The following is a 21774-nucleotide window of genomic DNA, read 5'->3' on the forward strand; positions in this document are numbered from 1 at the left end:
CTCCGCAAACAGATAGGAGCGCTCCCCTTGCCGAGTTTCTCGCGCAGTCTCGAACAGGCGCTTCACCGGGCTCTGGCCCTGGCCAATGAGCGCCGTCACGAATACGCCACCCTCGAACATCTCCTGCTCGCCCTGGTCGACGACCAGGACGCGGCCGCGGTCATGCGCGCCTGCAGCGTCGATCTCGACCTGCTGCGCCGCAACCTCGTCGACTACATCGACTCGGAGCTGACGAATCTCGTCACCGACGGCCGCGATGATTCCAAGCCCACCGCCGGATTCCAGCGCGTGATCCAGCGCGCGGTGATCCACGTCCAGTCCTCGGGCCGCGAAGAGGTGACCGGCGCCAACGTGCTCGTCGCGATGTTCGCAGAGCGGGAAAGCCACGCAGCCTATTTCCTGCAGGAGCAGGACATGACCCGTTACGACGCGGTCAACTACATCAGCCACGGCATCGCCAAGCGCCCCGGCGCCAGCGAGAGCCGCCCGGTGCGCGGCTCCGAGGAGGAGGGCGAACCGCAGCGCGAGCAGCGCTCCGAGCAGGGCAGCAGCAGCGAGGACAAGGACAAGAAGAAAAAGGAAAGCGCGCTCGACGCTTACTGCGTCAACCTGAACCGGAAGGCGAGGGACGGGCGCATCGATCCGCTGATCGGCCGCGAGGCCGAGGTGCAGCGCACGATCCAGATCCTCTGCCGCCGCCAGAAGAACAACCCGCTGCTGGTGGGCGACCCCGGCGTCGGCAAGACCGCGATCGCCGAAGGCCTCGCCCTCAAGATCACCCGCGGCGAGGTGCCGGAGGTCCTGAAGGACGCTACCGTCTTCTCGCTCGACATGGGCACGCTGCTCGCCGGCACCCGTTATCGCGGCGATTTCGAGGAGCGCCTCAAGCAGGTGATGAAGGAGATCGAGCAGCACCCCAAGGCGATCATGTTCATCGACGAGATCCATACGGTGATCGGCGCGGGCGCGACCTCGGGCGGTGCGATGGATGCCTCGAACCTGCTGAAGCCGGCGCTCGCCTCTGGCACGCTGCGCTGCATCGGCTCGACCACCTACAAGGAATACCGCCAGTATTTCGAGAAGGACCGGGCGCTGGTGCGCCGCTTCCAGAAGATCGACGTCAACGAGCCGTCGGTGCCGGACACGATCGAGATCCTCAAGGGCCTCAAGCCCTATTTCGAGGAGTTCCACAAGCTGCGCTACACCAACGACGCCATCAAGGCGGCGGTGGAGCTGTCGGCGCGCTACATCCACGACCGCAAGCTGCCTGATAAGGCGATCGACGTCATCGACGAGACCGGCGCCTCGCAGATGCTGCTGCCGGAGCACAAGCGCAAGAAGACCATCGGCGTGAAGGAGGTCGAGATCGCGGTCTCGACCATGGCCCGCATCCCGGCGAAGACCGTCTCCAAGGACGATGCCGAGGTGCTGCGCAATCTCGAGCAGACGCTCAAGCGCACCGTCTATGGCCAGGAGAAGGCGATCGAGGCGCTGTCCTCCTCGATCAAGCTCGCCCGCGCCGGCTTGCGCGACGGCGAGAAGCCGATCGGCTGCTACCTCTTCGCCGGCCCGACCGGCGTCGGAAAAACCGAGGTGGCGCGCCAGCTCGCCTCCTCGCTCGGCGTCGAGCTGATCCGCTTCGACATGTCCGAATACATGGAACGCCACACCGTCTCGCGGCTGATCGGCGCGCCTCCGGGCTATGTCGGCTTCGACCAGGGTGGCCTGCTGACCGACCAGATCGACCAGCATCCGCATTCCGTGCTGCTGCTCGACGAGATCGAGAAGGCCCATCCGGACCTGTTCAACATCCTCTTGCAGGTGATGGACCACGGCAAGCTGACCGACAACAACGGCAAGCAGGTCGACTTCCGCAACGTCATCCTGATCATGACGACCAATGCCGGAGCCGCCGACATGGCCCGCAACGCCTATGGTTTCACGCGGAGCAAGCGCGAGGGCGACGATACCGAGGCGATCAACAAGCTGTTCGCGCCGGAATTCCGCAACCGGCTCGACTCCGTCATCTCCTTCGGCCACCTGCCGAAGACGGTGGTCGCCCGCGTCGTCGACAAGTTCGTGCTCCAGCTCGAAGCCCAGCTCGCCGACCGCAACGTCACTATCGAGCTCTCGGACGAGGCCCGCGAATGGCTGGTCGAGAACGGCTATGACGAGGCGATGGGCGCCCGGCCGATGGCCCGGCTGATCCAGCAGACCATCAAGACCCCGCTTGCCGACGAGGTGCTGTTCGGGCGCCTCAAGAATGGCGGTGCCGTCAAGGTGGTGGTCGTCCAGTCCGAGACCGGCATCAAGGTCCTCGGCCTCGAATTCCCGGACGGGCCGGCGAAGCCCAAGCCCGAGAAGGATGTCGAAGCCGCGACCGCCAAGAGGTCGCCGAAGCCGCGCGCCAAGGCGGCGGCCGGCGGCAAGGCGGCGAAAGCCACGCCGCGGCGAAGCCCGAAGGGCGGAGCCGGGCCGGATGACGGGCCTGGTACACCGCCCAAGGCCTCCGGCCGTGCTGCGGTCCGTACCGTGCCGAAGGTTCCGCTGACAAAGGCCTGAGAACGTGTTGTTCAAACGCAAATCCGCGACCCTCGCCGCCGAAACCGGCGAGGGCGTGCCAGCCACCCAGGCACAGGCCCGCCCGGCGAGAGAGAAGCTGGGCTGGTTCGAGAAGCGCGACCGCCGCCGGCGCCGCCGCAAGATCTTCGAGGAAGTGCTCGGCTGGATCCTCGTGCCGGCCTTGGTCTATCTGATCTATCTCGGCATCAAGGCGGTCGGCGGCATTCCCAAAGAGCTGATCGACTTCGCCAATGAGCTGATCGCCGTGGCGATGAAGGGCGGCAAGAGCTGACCGGCGCACGCGGCTCTGCGAGCAATGCAGGGCCGTCACTCCCTGCGACGCCTTGGCGAGCCTTCCCGGCATAAGCCATAGGGACAACAGGCCCGGCTCCCGCGCGGGCGGTTTCGTTTTCCCGAGGCTGCTCGCAGCAATGATCCGATGAGCGTATCCGCAGACTGTAGCTGGCAGCGCGTGGCGCTGGCCGGCATGCGCGATGCGCTGCTGCTCCCGGCCTGGATCGTCGGCTTTGGTCTGATCGGCATCGGCTCTCTGGCGCGCGACGTCGGCTATCCCGTCGATGTCGCCGTGCTCTCGACCATCCTGGTCTGGGCCGGCCCGTCGCAGGTGCTGTTCTTCGCCTCGATCGCCGCTGGCGCCGCCTGGAGCGCCATCGCGATCGCCATCGCCTTCGCCTCGCTGCGCTTCCTGCGGATGACGATGGCGATCCTGCCGCTCCTGCGCCGGCCGGGCCAGAGCGTCTGGCAGCAGCTTTTCCTCGCGCACTACGTTGCCGTGACAGCCTGGACGGAAGGGCTTCGCCGGCTGCCGGGCATCCCGGTGAACCAGCGCGTGGCCTATTTCCTCGGCTTCGCCAACACCTGCATGGCGGTGAGTGCGATCGGAACCTTCGCCGGGTATTACCTGCTCGACGCGCTGCCGATTCCGTTTGCGGCCGGGCTGCTCTGCCTGACCCCGATCTTCTTCCTGGTCTCGCTGACGGCGGGGCTGCGTCATCGCGGCGACGTCACCGCATTGGTCTTGGGGCTGGCGCTCGCGCCGATCTGCGAGCGTTTCATTGGCGGCGGCTTCGATCTCATCGTCGCCGGCTTGAGCGCCGGCAGCATCGCCTTCCTGGTCGGCCGCCGGCGCAGAGTGGCCGCATGACCCAGCCGATCGCCCTGCTCGACGGGCCGCTGTGGCCTTATCTCGCGCTCATGCTCTTCGCCGTGCTGCCGACCGAGATTTGGCGCTGGCTCGCCGTCGGATTCGCGCGCGGGCTCGCCGCCGATTCCCCGCTGCTCGAATGGGTGAGGGCGGTCGCCACGGCGCTGCTCGCCGGCATCGTCGCCAAGCTGATGGTCTCGCCGCCGGGGGCATTGGCGCACGCACCGCTGTTCATCCGCGTCGCCGCGCTCGCCACCTCCGCCGCCGTGATGGCCATCAGCCGCCGCCGGATGATGCTGGCCGTGCTTTCGGGCGAGGTGGTGCTGATCGGGGGCGTCTGGCTGTTCGGGGCGGTCTAGCTGGTGGTCGCGTTGAGCCGGTCCCGCACGGGACCGAGCTTGTCCGGGTTGCGGATGACGTAGATCGCCTGGATCTGCCCGTCGCGGATGTCGAGCACCACGGCCTGCTCCGTGTCCGTTTCGGCGCTGATATAGCCGGGCATGCCGTTGATCAGCACCGGCTCGTAGCGGGTCACGAAGCCCTGCTGTTCCGGCTTGCGGGCGAGACCGGCGAAGAAGCGGCCGATCTTCTCGCTCCCGAAGATCGGGTTGAGCACCGAGTTCGCCTTGCCGCCGCCGTCGCCATGGAGCACCGCGTCCTGTGCGAGCAGGCCCTTCAGCGCGGTCGGATCAGTGCTGTGGGCGGCCTCGAAGAAGGCGGTCGCATAGCGTTTCGCCTCCTCGGGCGAGAGCGGATGGCGCGGCCCATCCTGCCGCGCATGCCGGCGCGCCCGCGAGACGAGCTGGCGGCAGGCTGCCTCGCTGCGCCCGAGCGTGTCGGCGATCTCGGAAAAGGGCAGGTCGAAGACATCGTGCAGCAGGAAGGCGGCGCGTTCGAGCGGCGACAGGCGCTCCAGAGCGAGCTGGAGCACATAGGGAACGTCGAGCCCCTCATCACTATTGGACGCGCCGCCGATCTCCTCTATCAGCGGCTCGGGCAGCCATGCCCCCACATAGTTCTCGCGCCGCCGCCTCGCCGATTTCATCAGGTCGAGGCAAAGCCGCGTCACCACGCGCCCCAGCCAGGCGCGCGGGTTCGCCAACGCTTCCGGGGCGGAATCGTGCCAGCGCAGCCAGGCGTCCTGCACCACATCCTCGGCGTCGCTGAGCGAGCCGAGCATGCGGTAGGCGAGGCGGGTCAGATAGGACCGATGCGCCTCGAAGAGGCTGGCGGGTGCTGTTGTCATGCTCCGGTGGCGTCGGACGGCTCAGGCCGCTGCGGCCTTCGGAGCCCTGTCGTTGGGATGGTGCGAGCGGAAGCCGACCGCGACCCGGTTCCAGACATTGATCGTGCCGATGAGCAGCGTGAGCTTGACCATCTCCTCCTCGCTGAAATGGCGCAGCGTCTCTTCATAGTCGGCATCCGGCGCGTGGGTCTGCGGCAGAAGCGTCAAGGCTTCCGTCCAGGCCAGTGCGGCGCGCTCGCGCGGGGTGTAGAGGGCGGATTCGTGCCAGGCGCTGAGCAGGTAGAGCCGCGCCTCGCTCTCGCCGGCCTTGCGGGCATCGGCCGAATGCATGTGCAGGCAATAGGCGCAGCCATTGATCTGCGACGCCCGCATCTTGACGAGCTCGATCAGGCTGTATTCCAGGCCGGAATCCTTGATCGCCGATTCGAGCGCGATCAGCGGCTTCATGACATCGGGCGCGACTGTGTAGGGGTTGAGACGTTTGCTCATCGTGGTTCTCGCTGGCAGTGCGGCTCCCGGCCTTCAGGTTCGGCCTCAGGGCCGGGAGCGTCAAGAGGTGGAGGTCAGGCGGCAGCCCTGGCAGGCTTGTCGGCCGGATGGCGCGAGCGGAAGCCGGCATTGATCCGGTTCCAGGCGTTGATCGTGCTGATCGACAGCGAGAGATCGACGCATTCCTTCTCGCTGAAATGGGCGCGGAGTTCCGCAAAGGCTGCGTCGCTCGGGCTCGCTTCCGACAGTCGGGTCAGGGCCTCCGTCCAGCCGAGAGCGGCCTTCTCGCGCGGCGTGTAGAGCTCGGATTCGTGCCAAGCGTCGAGCAGATAGAGCCGCGCCTCGGTCTCGCCGGCCTTGCGGGCGTCCATCGCGTGCATGTGCAGGCAGTAGGCGCAGCCGTTGATCTGCGACGCCCGCATCTTCACCAGCTCGAGCAGGCTGTGCTCGAGCCCGCTCTCATTGACGTAATTCTGCGTCTTCAGCAGCGCTTCGATCGCTCCGGGCGCGACCTGGAAGGCATTGAGGCGTTGGCTCATGGTCATCTCCATCGGTTGATGACGATAAGACGAGGCAGCCTCCGCCCCTGTGACATCCGCCGTCAGATTTTTTTCAGGGCCTCGCGAATTTTCTCGGCATTGTCAGCCAGCACCTCGTTCTTCTCCATCGCGCCGGTGTGCGGCCGCAGCGCCACGCCGTCGAAACGCGGCATGACGTGGACGTGGAGATGGAACACGACCTGCCCGCCGGCGGCCTCGTTGAACTGCTGGATGGTCACGCCCTCGGCGGCGAAGGCGGTCTTGACCGCCAGCGCCAGCTTCTGCGTCGACAGCGCGACGGCCTTCAGCGCCTCGGCCGGCGCGTCGAATACGTTGCGGCAGGCCGCTTTCGGGACCACCAGCACATGCCCGTCGGCGCGCGGCATGATGTCCATGATCGCGATCGTCTCGGCGTCCTCGTAGACGGTGTGCGAGGGCAGCTCGCCGCGCAGGATCTTGGCGAAGACGTTGGACGGATCATAGGCGGTCATGGCGGTTCCGGACGGCTGGACGCGGTACATGCAACCTGTGGCCCGCTCGCGAGGGCGTCAAGGCCGCGAAATCGGACCCGTCCTGCGTCAGGCACCCAGCGACAACGTCGTCTCGACGGCGCTGTCGAGCACGAGATCGTCGCAGGCGCCCATGACCTGCAGCTCCATCACGGTCAGGCGCAGGAGCGGCTCGTTCCACCAGCGCGAGACGATGTCGGCCAACGCTGCCGTCTCGGCGGCATCGAGATCGTCGACGAGATTGTAGAGGCCGACGAGCCAGAGGTCGCCGGGCGGACGCCCGAACGCGGCTTGCGCGGCCTGCAGCATGTTCCTGCCGCCGCGCTTCTCCGGATAGACGGCGAGGTAGAGTCGGCCGCGATTGACGTTGCCGGAGAACAGCCCGCGCAGCTCCACGGCGAAAGGTCCCACCTGCCGGAGTGCCCTGGCGGTCTCCTCGGCGATGGCCGGCGGGTGATCGAGGCCGAGCGAGCCGCAGACCGTGGCGTGGAGCCTGTCCTGTCGCTTTGGAAGGATGTCCCAGGCGATCTTGCGGGCGAAAGGCGCGGCCTTCAGGTCCTGCTCCAGCGCGACAAAGGCGGGCGAGGCACGTAGCGCTGCATCCTCGACCGGCAGCACCAGCGAGAACACGCGCGGGTGCCGCCCCATCTCGTAGAACCCGTCCGCACGCCGGGCGATCACGCCCGGATGCTCCGGCGCGACCAGCGGCAGATGTGCCAGCCGGTAGCTGTCGTCGAGCCGAAGCGGTGTCGAGAAATCGGTGAGGCTGCGCCGGTAGCCGAGTTCGGCATCCCCGCAGAAGCTCGACGCGGCCGGCGCGGCCGCAATGCCCGGGGCGTCATTCATCGGCCGTATCACTCTTGCGGAAGGGGCTTTCAGCGGCGAGCGCCAGTTGTGCCGCTGCGATCTGCTCGCGCTCCTGCGCGATGTAGGCCGCGACCGGACGGCGCAGGCCGGGATCGGCGATATGGTGCAGGGAGCGGGTGATGACGGGCCTGTAGCCGCGCGCCAGCTTGTGCTCGCCCTGTGCACCGGCTTCGACGCGGGTGAGCCCATGCGCGATCGCATAGTCGATGGCCTGATGGTAGCAGACCTCGAAATGCAGGAAGGGGTGATCCTCGATGCAGCCCCAGTTGCGGCCATAGAGCGTGTTGGCACCGCGGAAGTTGATCGCGCCCGCGATATAGCGGCCGGCGCGCCTGGCCATGATCAGGACGACGCGCTCGCCCATCGCCGCGCCGACTTGCGAGAAGAAAGCACGGTTGAGATAGGGGCGGCCCCATTTGCGCGAGCCGGTGTCCTGGTAGAAGCCGAAGAAATCGTCCCAGACCGCCTCGGTGAGATCGCGGCCCGACAAAGCTTCGATGGTGATGCCGGCGGAGACGGCCTCGCGCCGTTCGCGCTTCAGCGCCTTGCGCTTGCGCGAGGCCAGCGTGGCGAGGAAGTCGTCATAGGTGCCGAAGCCTTCGTTCTGCCAATGGAACTGCAGATCGTTGCGTTCGAGATAGCCGGCCTGCTTCAGCGCAGCGATATCGGGCTCCTGCGCGAAGGTGACATGGACGGAAGAGGCTTGCGTCTGCGCGCGCAGCGCTTCCAGCCCCGCGATCAGGGCCGCGCGGGCTTCCTCAGCGCGCGGGCCGTCGGCGACGAGCACGCGCGGGCCCGTCGCGGGCGTGAAGGGCGCCGCCACCTGGAGCTTGGGGTAGTAGCGACCGCCCGCGCGCTCATAGGCGTCGGCCCAGCCATGGTCGAAGACATATTCGCCCTGGCTGTGGCTTTTCAGGAAGCTCGGCGCGGCGGCGAGGATCTGCCCCGCGCCATCCTCGACGACCAGATAGGCGGGCGACCAGCCGCTGCGCCCGCCGGTGCAGCGGCTCTCCTCCAGAGAGGTGAGGAATTCGTGGCTGACAAAGGGGTTGTCCCGGTCGATGGCCGGGCCCGGGTAAGCGCTGCCGGGCACCGAGACGGCATCCAGCAGCGCGTGAGGATTGGCGCAGGCGTTCCACGCGCCTGCGGGGACGGCCTTGAGGGAGGTCGCGACACGAACGGTGAGATCGCCGCCCTCAGGCTCGCTCAAGGGCGAAAACCCTCGAAGACCATCTGGTCGGCGTATTTCGCCGCCCGCTGCCGTTCCCCCGGCGTGCGCACGGTCCAGCTCATCAGCGGCAGGCCCAGCGCGTTGCGGCAGAGATAGGGCGCGGCGCTTTCGAGATCGACGACCTTCCAGGACAGGAAATGCGGCCGGCTCTCGGTGAAGTGCAACAGATTGGCGAGCGCGTGTTTCCGCTCCGGGGAGAGCCTGTCGTAGTCCCCATAGTCATAGGCGTTCATCGCCACGATGCCGCGCGGAATGTCCGGCGCGAGTTCACGCAACGCGGTCACGATTGCGGGATCGAAGGATTTGATCACGATCGGATGATCCCGGTAGCCGGCGACAACCTCGACGGTCCGGCGCGTCAGCGCCAGATTGCCGTCGAAGCGGCTCTTGATCTCGATGACGAGTGGCACCCGCCCGCCGATCAGGTCGAGGAAGGCCGAGAGCGTCAGGATAGGGTCGTTGCTGCCTTTGAGCGTGATGGCGGAAAGTGCTTCGGCCTTGCGCTCGACGACCGCGCCGGTCTCGCCCGTCAGGCGGTCGAGCACGAAATCGTGGAACACGACCGCCTCGCCATCGGCGGTGAGCTGGACGTCGCACTCTATGCCGAAGCCGCCGGCGATCGCAGCCTGTGCGGCCGAAGGGCTGTTCTCGATCACACCGGCGGCAAGATCGTGCAGGCCGCGATGGGCGATCGGCCGCGCGATCAGCCAGCCGAGATCGGGCCGGCCAGCGTCCCTGGAAGCCTGAGCCATCAGATGATCTCGAACATCGCTTCGACCTCGACTGCGGCATCGGCCGGCAGCTCGGCGACGCCCACGGTCGAACGGGCATGGCGGCCCTTGTCCCCGAGCACTTCGACCATCAGGTCGGACGCGCCGTTCATGATCGCCGGAAGCGCGGCGAAATGCGGGGCGGCATTGATGAAGCCGCCGAGGCGGACACAGCGCACGATGCGGCCGAGATCGCCGTCGAGCGCGGCCTTGGCCTGGGCCAGCACGTTGATGGCGCAGAGCCGCGCGGCTTCCAGCCCGGCCTCGTTGAAGATCTCGGCGCCGAGCTTGCCCTTGTGCGAGTCGGACAGCTTGCCGTCGAGGCCGAAACAGATCTGCCCCGAGATGATCAGAAGATTGCCTGTGATCACGTAAGGCACATAGTTGGCGACGGGCGCGGCCGGGCTCGGCAGGGTGATGCCGAGTTCGGCGAGACGGGTTTCGACGACGTTCATGGCGTGGCTCCGCGAGCGAGGCAGGGTCTTTCGAGACGGTCTTTCATGGCCGAAGCCCGGACTGCCCGCAAGCATCGCGCCATGCCGCCTCGGCAGGGCCGCTGCGCCGCTCGCGAAACGGTGTTTCGCCATGTTTGCGCCATTGCCGCAATGCACCTAGATTTCCAACGAGGACGGAACGGAAAGCGGCGCATGAACGGAACAGGTTTGAGGCTCGCGGCTTACGCGGGCCAAGTCGGTATCGCAGCGTTGATGCTGGCCGCGGCGCCGGCCTGGGCGCAGGGAACGGCGGCTCAATCGGGGGCGGATCGCGTGATCCTCGCCCCGCATCGCGCGGTCTATGATCTCGTGCTCGACAACGCCAAGCCTTCCGGCAACATCGAGACGGCGCGCGGCCGCATTGCCTTCGAGTTCACCGGCGATGCCTGCGAGGGCTATGCCCTGTCGTTCCGGCAGGTCACGCAGCTCGGCACCGAAGCCGGCCCGCGCGTCATCGATGCCCGCACCACCAGCTTCGAGGCGGGCGACGGCGCCAGCTACCGCTTCAAGACCGAAAGCTCGTCCGGCGGCGCCAAGCCTGAGACCGTCGACGGCACCGCCGCGAAGAACGGCGGCGGCTACGAGGTGAAGCTGCGTCAGCCCAAGGACGAAACCCATCGGGACGGAAGCGACGCGCTCTTCCCGAATGCCCAGATGAAGGCGGTCATCCAGGCCGCGCGCGCCGGCCAGCATACGCTGAACGTGCGGCTCTATGACGGCGCGAACTCCGGCAAGGAGGTCTACGACACGCTTTCGGTCATCGGAAAACGCATCGAGAGCGAGCCGACGGAGAAGCCGCTGCAGCGTCCCGAATTCGAGAAGACCGCGCGCTGGCCGGTCACGATCTCGTATTTCAAGGTCGGCTCGGGTGAATCGACGCCGTCCTATACGATCTCGTTCGAGCTCTATGACAACGGCGTCACCGGCGCGATCAAGCTCGACTATGGCAGCTTCGCGCTGCGCGGCACGCTCACGCGTCTGGATCTTCTTCCACAGGAAGCTTGCGCGAAGTAGCCGGATCGCCCGAGCGCCGCTGCGGCAGCCTGAGGCTGAGCCCCTTGCCGATCGCTTCGTCGCCGAAGCGGGCGCGCAGCTTGTCGAGCGCGCCTTCCATCGCCTTCAGGCGTGGCGTCGCCGTGTCGGCGAGGTCGCCATGGTCCGCTTCAGCGGGCGGGCTGAAATCGCTCGTGCCGATGCCGATCAGGCGATAGCGCGGTCCTGTGCATTCGCGCTTCAGCAGATCGCGGCCGGCGGCGAAGAGCCGCGCGGCAAGCTGTGTCGGCTCGGGGAGCCGGGTGGCGCGGGTGATGGTGTGGAAATCGGCCGTCTTCAGCTTCAGCGTGATGCTCCGGCCGGCAAGCTCCTGCGCTTTCAACCGTTTCGAGGTCTTCTCGCAGAGCCGCCACAGGATCGGCTCCAGCTCGTCGAAGCCCGAGAGATCGACATCGAGCGTCGTTTCGCTGGAGACGCTCTTCGTCTCACGCTCCGGCGTGACCGTGCGCGCATCGATGCCGTTGGCGAGGTTCTTCAGGCGGGGTCCGTCCTTGCCGGCGAGCCGGAACAGCTTCTCGACCGGCGCCTCGCGCAGATCCCCGATCAGCTTGAACCCGCCTTCCGCCAGCTTCGCGACGCTCGCCGGGCCCATGCCGGGGATGAGGCTGACCGGCTTGTCGGCGAGGAAGGCGACCGCTTCGCCGCGGCCGATGATCGAGAAGCCCCGCGGCTTGTCGAGGTCGGACGCGACCTTGGCCAGGAACTTGGCATAGGACAGGCCGACCGAGATGGTTATGCCGAGCTCGGCCTCGATGCGCCTGGCGAAGCGCGCCAGCGTCGCGGCGGGGCTGGCATGATGCAGCCGTTCCGTGCCGGACAGGTCGAGGAAGGCCTCGTCGATCGAGAGCGGTTCGACCAGCGGCGTCAGCTCGCGCATCATCTGCCGGACCTCGCGGCCGACGGTGACGTACTTCGCCATGTTCGGCTTGACCACTACCGCTTCGGGGCAGGCCTTCAGCGCCTTGAACATCGGCATGGCCGAGCGGACGCCATAGGTGCGGGCGATGTAGCAGCAGGTCGAGACGACGCCGCGCTTGCCGCCGCCGACGATCACCGGCTTGTCCTGCAGGCTGGGATCGTCGCGCTTCTCGATCGTCGCGTAGAAGGCGTCGCAGTCGATATGGGCTAGGCTGAGCGTGTCTCGCTCGGCGTGGCGGATCAGGCGCGGCGAGCCGCAGGCCGGGCAGCGCCGCAACGGTTCGGGTCCATCATGGTCCGCCAGGCAATCGCGGCACAGGCTGCGCAGCGAGAGGGCTGACGCGCTCAAGCGAAGTCGTCCGGCTCCGGCCCGGCGAGCAGGCGGCGCGCTTCGCCGACTCTTTCCGGATTCAGCCTTAAATTCTCTGCAAACTCTAGCAGTAGCGAATCGCTGCCCGAGATATGGTCGAGCACGGCCGCCAGGAAGCCGGGTTCGCTCGCAGCGGAGCGGAGATTCGCGGGGCCGAGGCCGGTCGTGCTCAGGAACGGCTCGATCCGCTCCGGTGCGGCGGCAAGGAAGCCGAGGGCACGCAGTGCCAGCGCTTCTGCGTCCTCGTAGGTCAGTCTGAGTGCCATGGGGCTTGGAGTCGCGTATCCGGTTTGCGTTTCGTCAACTGCTCGCGTGCTACTGCAATCATCCAACGACGCCGCCATTTTGGGAAGACCACCGCCTCACGGCGGGTATCCCTGGCGCAAATGAAGGGCGGCCTGATGAAGACGGTTCTGATCGTCGAGGACAACGAGCTTAACATGAAGCTCTTCAACGATCTTCTCGAAGCGCATGGCTATGCGACCTTGAAGACGTCGGACGGCATCGAGGCCATCGAGCTGGCGCGGACGCATCATCCGGCGCTGATCCTGATGGATATCCAGCTTCCCGAAGTCTCGGGCCTCGAGGTCACCAAATGGATCAAGGAGGACGACGACCTCAAGATGATCCCGGTGGTCGCGGTCACCGCCTTCGCGATGAAGGGCGACGAGGAGCGGATTCGCGAAGGTGGCTGCGAGGCCTATCTTTCCAAGCCGATCTCGGTCGCGAAATTCCTGGAGACAGTCCGCACCTATGCCGGTGCGGCCTGAGCGACCCTAGAGCGATCCATGCCCGCCCGCATTCTCGTCGTCGATGACATAGCCGCCAATGTGAAGCTGCTCGAGGCCAAGCTTTCGGCCGAGTACTTCGCCGTGGTGACGGCATTGAGCGGCGCCGAGGCGATCGCGATCTGCGAGCGCGGCGAGGCCGACATCGTGCTGCTCGACGTCATGATGCCCGGCATGAACGGTTTCGAGGTCTGCCGCCGGCTGAAGAGCACGCCGGCCACCGCCCATATTCCCGTGGTCATGGTGACGGCGCTGGACCAGCCGCGCGACCGCCTGCAAGGACTCGATGCCGGGGCCGACGACTTCCTGACCAAGCCGCTCGACGATGCGGCTCTTTTTGCGCGTGTCCGCAGCCTGGCAAGGCTGAAGGCGATGACGGACGAGCTGCGCGGCCGTGCCGTCGCCTCGGTCCGGCTCGGCATCGCCGATCCGCTGGTGGCTGCCGCCGCCGAGACGGGGCTCAATGGCCGCATCCTGCTGGTCGAGGACCGTCCGCATGTGGTCGAGCGGCTTCAGAACGCGCTTTCGGCCTTCCACGCGGTCGAGGTCGAGAGCGATATCCAGCAAGCCGCTGTGCGGGCAGCCGAAGACAGCTTCGACAGCGTCATCATCAGCCTCGACTTGAAGGACCAGGATGGCTTGCGGCTGTGCAGCCAGCTGTGTTCGCTGGAGCGCACGCGCAACATCTCTGTGCTCCTGATGGGGGAGGTCGAGGACCGCGCCCGCATCCTGCGTGGCCTCGACATCGGCGCGCATGACTTCCTGATGCGTCCGATCGACCGCAACGAGCTTCTTGCCCGCGTCCGTACCCAGGTGCGCCGCAAGCGCTTCACCGAGCGGCTGCGCGACAGCGTGCAGTCCTCGATGGAGATGGCGGTGATGGACCAGCTCACGGGCCTGTACAACCGCCGCTTCATGGACAGCCGGCTGGCGATGATGTTCGACGAGTCGGCTTTGCGCGCCCGTTCGCTGGCGATCCTCGTGCTCGATGTCGACCACTTCAAGGCGGTCAACGACAGCTGGGGGCATGATGCCGGCGATGAAGTGCTGCGCGAATTCGCCGACCGCGTCCGTGCCTGTACGCGCGGCATCGATCTCGTCGCCCGCATGGGCGGCGAGGAGATCGTCGTCGTCCTGCCCGATACCGGGCGCGATGCCGCCTGTCAGGTCGCCGAACGCATCCGCGAGAGGGTCGAAAGCGAGCCATTCGCGATCCAGAACAAGACGCGCGACATCAGGGTCACGGTTTCGGTCGGCGTCGCGAATCGTCGCGCGGGGGATGCCTCCTCGGCCGATATCATGAAGCGCGCAGACGACGCCGTGTATCGGGCGAAAGCCAACGGCCGCAATCGCGTCATCGTCGCCAGCGCTGCCTGACGGCGCTCCCGGCGCCATTCCCAATTCCGAAGAGGCGTAGGAGCGGCTCGGGTCGATCCAGCGGCGGCTTCGGCCGCGTCGATCGTTCGGGCTTCGGCGCGCTTCGGTGAGGGTTCTCATCCAATGCGCGAAGAACCGCGGGCAAGATTCTGAAGTTATTTTGACAATTGCCGTAGAGTCAGGTCGGCATCCCGGAAATTTAAGATTAGCAGGTAGGGTTAACGATCGATGAACATTAGCGAATCGGTCGGATTTGATTGATTCGGATACGCTGCATTGTAAGGGTTCTTGCGAGGCAGCGATCCACGGATCGCTCCCAAATGCCCCTCGGGTGCTCAGGTCCGCCGCATCTCCTGGGAAACCGGAGGGCTCGGTCGGTCGGTGACGGAATTCTGGCCTCCTCAGAACCGCCGCCGGCCGGCCACCTCGTTTTTCGGCGCAGGGTCAGTGACCGAAATAGCCGGCAATAGCTGCCGGCAGCCAGTATCCCACCGCGCCGAAAGCCGCGAGCAAGGCGATCAGGCCGAGTGCCGCCGCAGCGCGTGTCGTTAGGAAACGCGAGGAATCGATCTCGACCAGTAGTTTCAGCAGCCCTCGCAACATGCCGTTCGCGCCCTGTCGCGCCTGCCGATCTCGTTCACCGCACATCCGAGGCGAAGGCCGGCCCTTGAGGGGAACGTGGCCTCGCTGGTCATGCGTCGAAAGATTCAGGTCGCGTGACCTCGTTGAAGGGTCATCTGGCCGGCGCTTTCCCGAAAGAGTCAATGGCGGATGCTGCTGGGCAGCTCCCGGGGGAGGCAGGCTCAAAATTCTCGTGCTCGATGGCTATCGACGGCCTGTGGCCGGCCTCGAGCTGTTCAGCTTTGCGGAGGCGGCTGTTGCTGCTCTGTGGCTTCGATGAAGCCATGTCGGGCGACGAGCGTCATGATTTCCCTGGCTGCGGCTTCAGGGATGATCGCGTCCAGCACGATATGTACACAATTAGGAGCATACCGCTTGGCCGAAAACTCGAAGGAGGAGCGCTGGCCTCGACGAGCCTTCGGGTTCCAGCCGCGGGAAATCAGGAGCGAATCCAATCGCTTGCCGAATTCGCCGAGCTCGAGATCCAGCCCGGCTTCAGAGAGTTCGTCCATGTCGGGCTGCTCCACAGGTGTCATGCAGCCTTCATCAACGCGATTCTGCTCAACAAATTCATTTACAAAACATTAAAATTCTAGCTATTGCCGCGCGGGGAATCGGGGGCAGTAGCGTCATGGTCGAAGCCTTGTTGGTGGCCGTCCTCATGCTGGGCACGGGCCTGTTGTCGTGGCTCATCGCCGATCGCACGCATCTGCCGCTCGAAATCTAGCCGCTTTGGCCGCTCGATAGGGCTTTGCGCTCGCTCGATCCGTGGGTGCTGGCGACGAAAAGCACACTGAAATCCAGGCAAGAAAAAACCGCCCGAAAGGGCGGTTTTATGTTGTGCCAGATCGGTAAGGCCAAGCCTTACTTGATCTTGGTTTCCTTGAACTCGACGTGCTTGCGCGCGACCGGGTCGTACTTCTTCTTCGACATCTTCTCGGTCATCGTGCGCGAGTTCTTCTTCGTTACGTAGAAGAAGCCCGTGTCGGCGGTCGAAAGCAGCTTGATTTTGATCGTCACGGCCTTGGCCATGGGACTATCCTCGAACCATGCGGGCCGTCGGCCCTCGGAAAAGAAAATGGCCGGGCGAACCCGGCAAACCGTCAGCGCGGGGAATGCCGCAACGGGCCGGTGAAGTCAAGAAAGAATAACGATTGGACGACGTCGGGCCCGTATGGACAGGCATCTGCGCCGTCAGAGCTCCTCGCGCACGAAGCTGCCGCGCTTCTCCCAATAGAACGGAACCGGCAGATAGGGCGCAAAGCCCCCGGCAATGCGGGTTTCGACCTCCTGGATGATCACCTTGGTGATCGTCGGCAGGTCGAGTTCCTTGGCCTCGTCGAAATCGACCCAGACAAGATCCACGAGTTCCGAATCGGGGCCGATCACGCCTTCGACCTTCTTGGCGACGGCCGAGGCGTCGATCGTGAAGAAGCGCGTGTCGAAGCGCTTCGGCCGGCGCGGCGGCGTGATCGCACGGGCGACGAAGGTGACCGCAGAGAGATCGGGGAAAACGCCCTGCGCCGCAAAATCGGCCCAGCTTCCGGGCGGCGGACTCTCGGGCGCGCCGAATTCATCCGAGCCGAAGAGCAGCCCGGTCTCCTCGAAGGTCTCCCGGATCGCCGCGAGCGCCAGCGCGCGCGCCTTTCCGGCGCTCGGGCGCAGGCAGCGCTTGCCGAGGCGGTCCTCGCAGATCTGCGGCACCGCACCGGTCGCGACCATGCGCCGGTCGCCCTCGTCGAGGCGTCCACCGGGGAAGACGTATTTGCCCGGCATGAATTTGTGGCTTGCATGGCGCTTGCCCATGAGCACCTTCGGCCGCGCCCCGCTGCGGTCGAGGATCATCATGGTGGCGGCGTCCTTGGGCCGCAGATTGACCCCGGTTCGTGCCCGTTCGGCCTGGGTCAGGGTGACGGTGTGATCGGTCATGACGCGGTTCGTTTCAGGCTTGGGGGCCGGGTGAGGGCAGGGGCTGGCGATCGGGCCTGTCGGGCTCGCCGCCGAAGCCATGCATGCGCACGGCCCATTGCAGGCCGACGACACCGCCCTTCACGGGCTGCATCAGGACCAGCGACAGGATCAAGGTGAGCACCGGCCAAAGCGCCATGTGCCACCACATCGGCCAGTCGGCGTATTTCTCGGCGAGCAGGATACCGCCGACCACGATATGGCCGACGATGGTGATGACGATATAGGGCGGCAGGTCGTCGGCGCGCTGGTGGTGCAGGTCCTCGCTGCAGGCCTCGCAGCGGTCGACCGGCTTGAGGAAGGCGCGGAACAGGCGGCCGCGCCCGCAATGCGGGCACTGGCCCTTCAGCCCGCGGGCCACGGCCTGGCGCCAGTCGCGAGTCTCGACATGCATGCCTGCGCTATGGATCTGGACGCCCATCACCGCCTCTTGCCGGGCTTTCCCCAGTTCGGCTTGCCCTTTTTGGCAAAGCTGGCCGGCCGGCTCTCGCCATATGGCGCGCCGCCGCGCCGCTTGCCAGCGCGTCCCGTCGCCACAGTCCGGCCGGCGGAGAGCAATTCGAAGCGCAGAGCGCCCGCCACGGGGGCTGCCTCGACCAGCTTGACGTGCACCCTGTCGCCCAGCCTCCAGCTCTCGCCGGTGCGTTCGCCGATGAGGGCATGCGCGGCCTCGTCATAGCGGTAGTAGTCGCCGCCCAGTGTCGAGGCTGGAATGAAGCCGTCTGCACCGGTCCCGTCGAGCTTCACGAAGAGCCCGGCCCGGTTCACGCCGCCGATGCGTCCGTCGAAGCTGGCGCCGATCTGGTCGGCAAGGAAATGCGCGATCTGCCGGTCGGTGGTCTCGCGCTCGGCCGCCATGGCGCGCCGTTCGGCGGCGGAGATGCGCGTCGCGACCTCGCGCAGTTCGGCAAGCGTCGTGCTCTTCGGCAGGCCGTCATCGCCGAGCCTGAGCGCGGAAATCAGCGCGCGATGCACGATCAGATCGGCATAGCGCCGGATCGGCGAGGTGAAATGGGCATAGCGGCGCAGGTTGAGGCCGAAATGGCCGTAATTCTCGGCGACGTATTCGGCCTGGGCCTGCGTGCGCAGCACCACCTCGTTGATCAGCGTCTCGTTTTCCGAGCCCTTGATCATGCCGAGGATGCGGTTGAACAGCACCGGCCGGAGCGCTCCATCCTTGGGCAGCTTGATGCTGATCGAGGCCAGCACCTCGCCGAGCGCGCGCATCTTCTCGAGCGAGGGCTCGTCATGACAGCGATAGATCAGGAGGCTCCCGGCCTTCTCCAGCGTTTCGGCCGCCGCGACGTTGGCGAGGATCATGAACTCCTCGATCAGCCGGTGCGCCGCCAGCCGTTCCGGCGTGATCACGCGATCGACCGCACCGTCCGGCTTCAGGACGAGCTTGCGTTCCGGCAGGTCGAGTTCGAGCGGCTGGCGCTGATCGCGGGCGCGGGCCGCGATTCCATAGGCCGCCCAGAGCGGCATCAGGATGCTCTCGCGGATCGGCCCGGTCTTGTCGTCGGGATTGCCGTCGATCGCGGCCTGGGCCTGCTGGTAGGAGAGCTTGGCGGCCGAGCGCATCAGGATGCGATGGAAGGAATGGCCCTTCTTCGACCCGTCCGCCTTCAGCACGAGCCGGACGGCGAGCGCCGGCCGATCCTCGTGCTCGCGCAGCGAGCAGAGGTCGTTCGAGATCCGCTCCGGCAGCATCGGCACGACACGGTCGGGGAAATAGACCGAGTTGCCGCGCTCCAGCGCTTCGCGATCGAGCGCCGAGCCTGTCCGGACGTAGGCCGCGACATCGGCGATGGCGACGGTGACCACGAAGCCGCCGGGATTGTCGGGGCTTTCGTCGGGCGCCGCATGGACGGCGTCGTCATGGTCCTTGGCGTCGGCGGGGTCGATGGTGACGAGCGGCAGGTCGCGCCAGTCCTCGCGCCCCTTGAGACTGGCGAGCGGCGCCTCGGCGGCTTCCTTGAGGGCGGCCGGCGGGAATTCATGCGGGATGCCGTGCGCATGGATCGCGATCAGGCTGACCGCGCGCTCCGACTTGATCGAGCCCAGCCGCTCGCGCACCTGCGCCTCCGGCGGGCCGAACCGGCTCTCCCGGCGTAGTGACACCGAGACGAGGTCGCCGTCCTGCGCGTCGCCGGTGCGGCCCTTCGGAATGATGGCTTCTCGCTCACGCGCCTTCTTGTCGACCGGCACCAGCCGGCCCGAGCCGTCTGGCAAGGCGCGGAAGATGCCGAGAATGGCGGCCTTGGCCTTGCCCATCACCTTCAGGACGCGGCCGGAATAGCCGAAGCCCTCCACGCCGCGCAGCCGCGTCAGCTTAAGGATGACCTGGTCGCCGACACCCGGCGCGGGCGCGGCGGTCTTTTCCTTCCGGCGCCCTTCGCGCGACCTCTCGATCAGGATCTGCGGCGGGGCGCCATCCTCGGCTTCGTTCCATTCGAGAGGTTGGGCGATGAGGTCGCCCTCGCGGTCGCGGCGCTTGATCTCGGAGAGCATCACGGGCGGCAGCGCGCCGCGCGGATGGACGGGGCGCTCCTTGCCGTCGCCGCCGATCTCGCCCTCCTCAGCCATTTCCTTCAGCAGGCGCTTCAGCCAGATCTTGCCGCCCTGATCGAGCCCGAAGGCCTTGGCGATCTCGCGGCGGCCGACCTCGCGGCCAGCGGCGCGCTCCTCCTCGATGAAGTCGAGGATGGCTTCGCGGCTCGGCTCAGGAACGGTCACGGCCGGGGCTCATTTGGCGGAGTAGGAAAAAACCAGGACACGGCGCCTGTCTGCCATGCCTTGCGCTCTCGCGCCAGCATTCGCCAGAGCATCGGACCGAAAAGTGGGTCCCGATTTTCGGAGAAATCCGATGCGGCAACAAATATCTGCGTCAAAAGAAGAAGGGCCGTCCTTTCGGACAGCCCTTCCATTGTCGAACCGCGATCCAGCGAACCGGATCAAAGGTGCGAAAACTCACGCGGAACACGAACCCCGGGAAGAAGAGGTCCAGGTCCACCCGCTTTGCACCAGCGGCTGATGACAATGAGACACTGGATCACCTCCTTTCAGTTGTTACCGACGAAGATGAGGCTAAGGCGATTCTCCGGGACTCGTAAATGCCAAAAAAAGCGCTGTGCCCCGCTATGCAAAGCCAGTGCGTGTCGATGAAATTCCGGGCAGATGCTGCGATGCATAAACAAGTGGCAAGGCATATGTCTATAAAATAGGCGGATTCGGCCTTGGATGCCGGATGATTGCGTAACGGCACGACGCTTTCGCAGGAAGTTCGGCAAACGCGACGCTGGCAGCAGAGATTTGCGTCACTTGGATGACGTTGGGCACGCTTGGCACGGCGCTTGCCAATACCCCTCACGGGCCAGGGAGGCCTGCCGGCGTCGAGGGGCGCCGCCAAACAAACATCCTTCGGGAGATGTCCGTGAACAGCAATCGTCGCGAATTCCTCGGCACGGCTCTGGCCGGTGCCGCTTTCCTCGGATCCTCCTATCTGCCGGCGGCGGCGCAGCAGGAGACGATCAAGGTCGGCATCCTTCATTCGCTCTCGGGGACCATGGCGATTTCCGAGACGACGTTGAAGGACGTCATGCTCATGCTCATCGAGGAGCAGAACAAGAAGGGCGGCCTCCTCGGCAAGAAGCTGGAGGCCGTCGTCGTCGATCCCGCGTCGAACTGGCCGCTCTTCGCCGAGAAGGCGCGCGAGCTGATCACCAAGGACAAGGTCGCGGCCACCTTCGGCTGCTGGACCTCGGTGTCGCGCAAATCGGTGCTGCCGGTCTTCAAGGAGCTCAACAACATCCTGTTCTACCCCGTCCAGTACGAGGGCGAGGAGAGCGAGCGCAACGTCTTCTATACGGGCGCCGCGCCGAACCAGCAGGCGATCCCCGCCGTCGACTATCTCGCCAAGGAGGAGAAGGTCGAGCGTTGGGTGCTGGCCGGCACCGACTACGTCTATCCGCGCACGACCAACAAGATCCTCGAGGCCTATCTGAAGTCCAAGGGCGTGAAGGCCGAGGACATCATGATCAACTACACGCCCTTCGGCCATTCCGACTGGCAGACCATCGTCTCCGACATCAAGAAGTTCGGCTCCGCCGGCAAGAAGACGGCGGTCGTCTCGACCATCAACGGCGACGCCAACGTGCCGTTCTACAAGGAGCTCGGCAACCAGGGCATCAAGGCGACCGACATTCCGGTCGTCGCCTTCTCGGTCGGCGAGGAGGAGCTTGCCGGCATCGACACCAAGCCGCTGCTCGGCCATCTCGCCGCCTGGAACTATTTCCAGTCGATCAAGACGCCGGAGAACGACGCTTTCATCAAGCAGTGGCAGGCCTTCACCAAGAACCCGAAGCGCGTCACCAACGACCCGATGGAAGCCCATGTCGTCGGCTTCGCCATGTGGGTGAAGGCGGTCGAGAAGGCCAAGACCACCGACGCGGACAAGGTCATCGACGCGCTGCCGGGCATCGAGGCGCCGAACCTGACCGGCGGAATCTCGAAGATGCTCCCGAACCACCACATCACCAAGCCGGTCTTCATCGGCGAGATCAAGGACGACGGGCAGTTCGACGTGGTCTGGAAGACCACAGGCCTCGTTCCGGGCGACGCCTGGTCGAAGGAGCTCGACGGCTCGAAGGACCTTGTCGGCGACTGGGTCGACAAGAAGTGCGGCAACTTCAACGTCAAGACCGGCAAGTGCGGCAGCGCCTGATGGGCTGCATGTGAGATCATGAAGGGGAAGGGCGGCACGGGAAAATCCCGGCCGCCCTTCATTCACCCGCCCTTCCACCTGCGC

Annotated in this window: 24 protein-coding genes; 8 read left to right on the top strand and 16 right to left on the bottom strand. The window is 66.0% G+C overall.

The genetic code is table 11. The annotated features are described in order from the left end of the window. The first annotated feature begins 27 nt into the window (after positions 1-27). The 4 genes from clpA (at position 28) to NWE53_RS03795 (ending at position 4086) form a co-directional block, all read left to right on the top strand. Positions 28-2562, top strand: coding sequence for an ATP-dependent Clp protease ATP-binding subunit ClpA (gene clpA / locus NWE53_RS03780; RefSeq protein ID WP_265053046.1), 2535 nt, complete (start codon positions 28-30; stop codon positions 2560-2562). A 7-nt stretch (positions 2563-2569) separates the two neighbouring features. Further along, entirely contained in the window at positions 2570-2854 is a 285-nt protein-coding gene (locus NWE53_RS03785; protein WP_265053047.1) for a hypothetical protein, read from the top strand. 147 nt (positions 2855-3001) lie between these two features. Then, entirely contained in the window at positions 3002-3727 is a 726-nt protein-coding gene (locus tag NWE53_RS03790) for an AzlC family ABC transporter permease (protein ID WP_265053048.1), read from the top strand. Beyond that, positions 3724-4086: an AzlD domain-containing protein gene (locus NWE53_RS03795; RefSeq protein WP_265053049.1), complete on the top strand. Its 363-nt coding sequence runs from the start codon at positions 3724-3726 to the stop codon at positions 4084-4086. The genes NWE53_RS03790 and NWE53_RS03795 overlap by 4 nt, the downstream gene beginning before the upstream one ends. Here NWE53_RS03795 and NWE53_RS03800 read toward each other — a convergent pair. From NWE53_RS03800 to NWE53_RS03835, 8 genes are all read right to left on the bottom strand, one after another. After that, positions 4083-4973, bottom strand: coding sequence for a sigma-70 family RNA polymerase sigma factor (locus NWE53_RS03800; RefSeq protein WP_265053050.1), 891 nt, complete (start codon positions 4971-4973; stop codon positions 4083-4085). The genes NWE53_RS03795 and NWE53_RS03800 overlap by 4 nt on opposite strands. Positions 4974-4994: 21 nt before the next feature. Then, positions 4995-5462, bottom strand: coding sequence for a carboxymuconolactone decarboxylase family protein (locus NWE53_RS03805; RefSeq protein ID WP_265053051.1), 468 nt, complete (start codon positions 5460-5462; stop codon positions 4995-4997). Between the two features lie 74 nt (positions 5463-5536). Continuing rightward, a complete protein-coding gene (locus tag NWE53_RS03810) occupies positions 5537-6001 on the bottom strand; it encodes a carboxymuconolactone decarboxylase family protein (RefSeq protein ID WP_265053052.1) in 465 nt (154 codons plus the stop codon). A 62-nt stretch (positions 6002-6063) separates the two neighbouring features. Then, complete coding sequence (locus NWE53_RS03815; RefSeq protein ID WP_265053053.1) at positions 6064-6492, bottom strand: HIT family protein; 429 nt, start codon at positions 6490-6492, stop codon at positions 6064-6066. 87 nt (positions 6493-6579) lie between these two features. Continuing rightward, positions 6580-7356, bottom strand: coding sequence for a hypothetical protein (locus tag NWE53_RS03820; RefSeq protein WP_265053054.1), 777 nt, complete (start codon positions 7354-7356; stop codon positions 6580-6582). Next, positions 7349-8587, bottom strand: a complete 1239-nt coding sequence (locus NWE53_RS03825) for a GNAT family N-acetyltransferase (protein ID WP_265053055.1) — start codon at positions 8585-8587, stop codon at positions 7349-7351. The genes NWE53_RS03820 and NWE53_RS03825 overlap by 8 nt, the downstream gene beginning before the upstream one ends. Continuing rightward, entirely contained in the window at positions 8584-9360 is a 777-nt protein-coding gene (locus NWE53_RS03830; RefSeq protein ID WP_265053056.1) for a glycerophosphodiester phosphodiesterase family protein, read from the bottom strand. The genes NWE53_RS03825 and NWE53_RS03830 overlap by 4 nt, the downstream gene beginning before the upstream one ends. Further along, positions 9360-9833, bottom strand: coding sequence for a RidA family protein (locus tag NWE53_RS03835; protein ID WP_265053057.1), 474 nt, complete (start codon positions 9831-9833; stop codon positions 9360-9362). Before NWE53_RS03835 ends, NWE53_RS03830 begins: the two co-directional genes overlap by 1 nt. Before the next feature lie 192 nt (positions 9834-10025). Between NWE53_RS03835 and NWE53_RS03840 the strand changes: the two genes are divergently transcribed. Further along, positions 10026-10886, top strand: a complete 861-nt coding sequence (locus tag NWE53_RS03840) for a cell envelope integrity EipB family protein (protein WP_265053058.1) — start codon at positions 10026-10028, stop codon at positions 10884-10886. Here the strand turns inward: NWE53_RS03840 and NWE53_RS03845 are convergent. After that, complete coding sequence (locus NWE53_RS03845; protein WP_265053059.1) at positions 10843-12192, bottom strand: DNA polymerase IV; 1350 nt, start codon at positions 12190-12192, stop codon at positions 10843-10845. The two genes, NWE53_RS03840 and NWE53_RS03845, sit on opposite strands and share 44 nt — an antisense overlap. Further along, positions 12189-12479 (bottom strand): DUF3572 domain-containing protein, encoded by a 291-nt coding sequence (locus tag NWE53_RS03850; protein WP_265053060.1) that lies wholly within the window; start codon positions 12477-12479, stop codon positions 12189-12191. The genes NWE53_RS03845 and NWE53_RS03850 overlap by 4 nt, the downstream gene beginning before the upstream one ends. Before the next feature lie 132 nt (positions 12480-12611). Between NWE53_RS03850 and NWE53_RS03855 the strand changes: the two genes are divergently transcribed. Together NWE53_RS03855 and NWE53_RS03860 are read left to right on the top strand one after the other, a co-directional pair. Then, positions 12612-12983 (top strand): response regulator, encoded by a 372-nt coding sequence (locus NWE53_RS03855; protein WP_265054810.1) that lies wholly within the window; start codon positions 12612-12614, stop codon positions 12981-12983. Between the two features lie 18 nt (positions 12984-13001). Beyond that, the gene (locus NWE53_RS03860; protein WP_265053061.1) at positions 13002-14378 is read left to right on the top strand and encodes a PleD family two-component system response regulator; all 1377 of its coding nucleotides are present in this window, start codon (positions 13002-13004) and stop codon (positions 14376-14378) included. A gap of 444 nt (positions 14379-14822) precedes the next feature. Here the strand turns inward: NWE53_RS03860 and NWE53_RS03865 are convergent, their stop codons facing one another. The 6 genes from NWE53_RS03865 to rnr all read right to left on the bottom strand — a co-directional run bounded on the left by NWE53_RS03865 (position 14823) and on the right by rnr (position 19703). Then, positions 14823-14981, bottom strand: a complete 159-nt coding sequence (locus tag NWE53_RS03865) for a hypothetical protein (protein ID WP_265053062.1) — start codon at positions 14979-14981, stop codon at positions 14823-14825. A gap of 254 nt (positions 14982-15235) precedes the next feature. Continuing rightward, entirely contained in the window at positions 15236-15511 is a 276-nt protein-coding gene (locus NWE53_RS03870; RefSeq protein ID WP_265053063.1) for a hypothetical protein, read from the bottom strand. Between the two features lie 352 nt (positions 15512-15863). Further along, positions 15864-16031, bottom strand: coding sequence for a 50S ribosomal protein L33 (rpmG, locus tag NWE53_RS03875; protein ID WP_038367996.1), 168 nt, complete (start codon positions 16029-16031; stop codon positions 15864-15866). 162 nt (positions 16032-16193) lie between these two features. Beyond that, positions 16194-16928, bottom strand: a complete 735-nt coding sequence (locus NWE53_RS03880; RefSeq protein WP_265053064.1) for an NUDIX hydrolase — start codon at positions 16926-16928, stop codon at positions 16194-16196. A gap of 13 nt (positions 16929-16941) precedes the next feature. Beyond that, positions 16942-17388 carry a DUF983 domain-containing protein gene (locus NWE53_RS03885; RefSeq protein WP_265053065.1) on the bottom strand — a complete coding sequence of 149 codons (447 nt, stop codon included), beginning with the start codon at positions 17386-17388 and terminating at the stop codon, positions 16942-16944. Further along, positions 17388-19703: a ribonuclease R gene (gene rnr, locus NWE53_RS03890; protein WP_265053066.1), complete on the bottom strand. Its 2316-nt coding sequence runs from the start codon at positions 19701-19703 to the stop codon at positions 17388-17390. The genes NWE53_RS03885 and rnr overlap by 1 nt, the downstream gene beginning before the upstream one ends. A gap of 697 nt (positions 19704-20400) precedes the next feature. Here rnr and urtA point away from each other — a divergent pair. Further along, positions 20401-21690 carry an urea ABC transporter substrate-binding protein gene (gene urtA / locus NWE53_RS03895; RefSeq protein WP_442864948.1) on the top strand — a complete coding sequence of 430 codons (1290 nt, stop codon included), beginning with the start codon at positions 20401-20403 and terminating at the stop codon, positions 21688-21690. Positions 21691-21774 lie beyond the last annotated feature (84 nt).

This window comes from Bosea sp. NBC_00550, from assembly GCF_026020075.1.
Lineage (GTDB): Bacteria > Pseudomonadota > Alphaproteobacteria > Rhizobiales > Beijerinckiaceae > Allobosea.

Bases quoted from the DNA above. Each gene is read 5' to 3' on its own strand.
- NWE53_RS03790 (WP_265053048.1), top strand. From the start codon at position 3,002: ATGAGCGTATCCGCAGACTGTAGCTGGCAGCGCGTGGCGCTGGCCGGC.
- NWE53_RS03795 (WP_265053049.1), top strand. From the start codon at position 3,724: ATGACCCAGCCGATCGCCCTGCTCGACGGGCCGCTGTGGCCTTATCTC.
- NWE53_RS03800 (WP_265053050.1), bottom strand. From the start codon at position 4,973: ATGACAACAGCACCCGCCAGCCTCTTCGAGGCGCATCGGTCCTATCTG.
- NWE53_RS03805 (WP_265053051.1), bottom strand. From the start codon at position 5,462: ATGAGCAAACGTCTCAACCCCTACACAGTCGCGCCCGATGTCATGAAG.
- NWE53_RS03810 (WP_265053052.1), bottom strand. From the start codon at position 6,001: ATGAGCCAACGCCTCAATGCCTTCCAGGTCGCGCCCGGAGCGATCGAA.
- NWE53_RS03815 (WP_265053053.1), bottom strand. From the start codon at position 6,492: ATGACCGCCTATGATCCGTCCAACGTCTTCGCCAAGATCCTGCGCGGC.
- NWE53_RS03820 (WP_265053054.1), bottom strand. From the start codon at position 7,356: ATGAATGACGCCCCGGGCATTGCGGCCGCGCCGGCCGCGTCGAGCTTC.
- NWE53_RS03830 (WP_265053056.1), bottom strand. From the start codon at position 9,360: ATGGCTCAGGCTTCCAGGGACGCTGGCCGGCCCGATCTCGGCTGGCTG.
- NWE53_RS03835 (WP_265053057.1), bottom strand. From the start codon at position 9,833: ATGAACGTCGTCGAAACCCGTCTCGCCGAACTCGGCATCACCCTGCCG.
- NWE53_RS03840 (WP_265053058.1), top strand. From the start codon at position 10,026: ATGAACGGAACAGGTTTGAGGCTCGCGGCTTACGCGGGCCAAGTCGGT.
- NWE53_RS03850 (WP_265053060.1), bottom strand. From the start codon at position 12,479: ATGGCACTCAGACTGACCTACGAGGACGCAGAAGCGCTGGCACTGCGT.
- NWE53_RS03860 (WP_265053061.1), top strand. From the start codon at position 13,002: ATGCCCGCCCGCATTCTCGTCGTCGATGACATAGCCGCCAATGTGAAG.
- NWE53_RS03865 (WP_265053062.1), bottom strand. From the start codon at position 14,981: ATGTTGCGAGGGCTGCTGAAACTACTGGTCGAGATCGATTCCTCGCGT.
- NWE53_RS03870 (WP_265053063.1), bottom strand. From the start codon at position 15,511: ATGGACGAACTCTCTGAAGCCGGGCTGGATCTCGAGCTCGGCGAATTC.
- rpmG (WP_038367996.1), bottom strand. From the start codon at position 16,031: ATGGCCAAGGCCGTGACGATCAAAATCAAGCTGCTTTCGACCGCCGAC.
- NWE53_RS03880 (WP_265053064.1), bottom strand. From the start codon at position 16,928: ATGACCGATCACACCGTCACCCTGACCCAGGCCGAACGGGCACGAACC.
- NWE53_RS03885 (WP_265053065.1), bottom strand. From the start codon at position 17,388: ATGGGCGTCCAGATCCATAGCGCAGGCATGCATGTCGAGACTCGCGAC.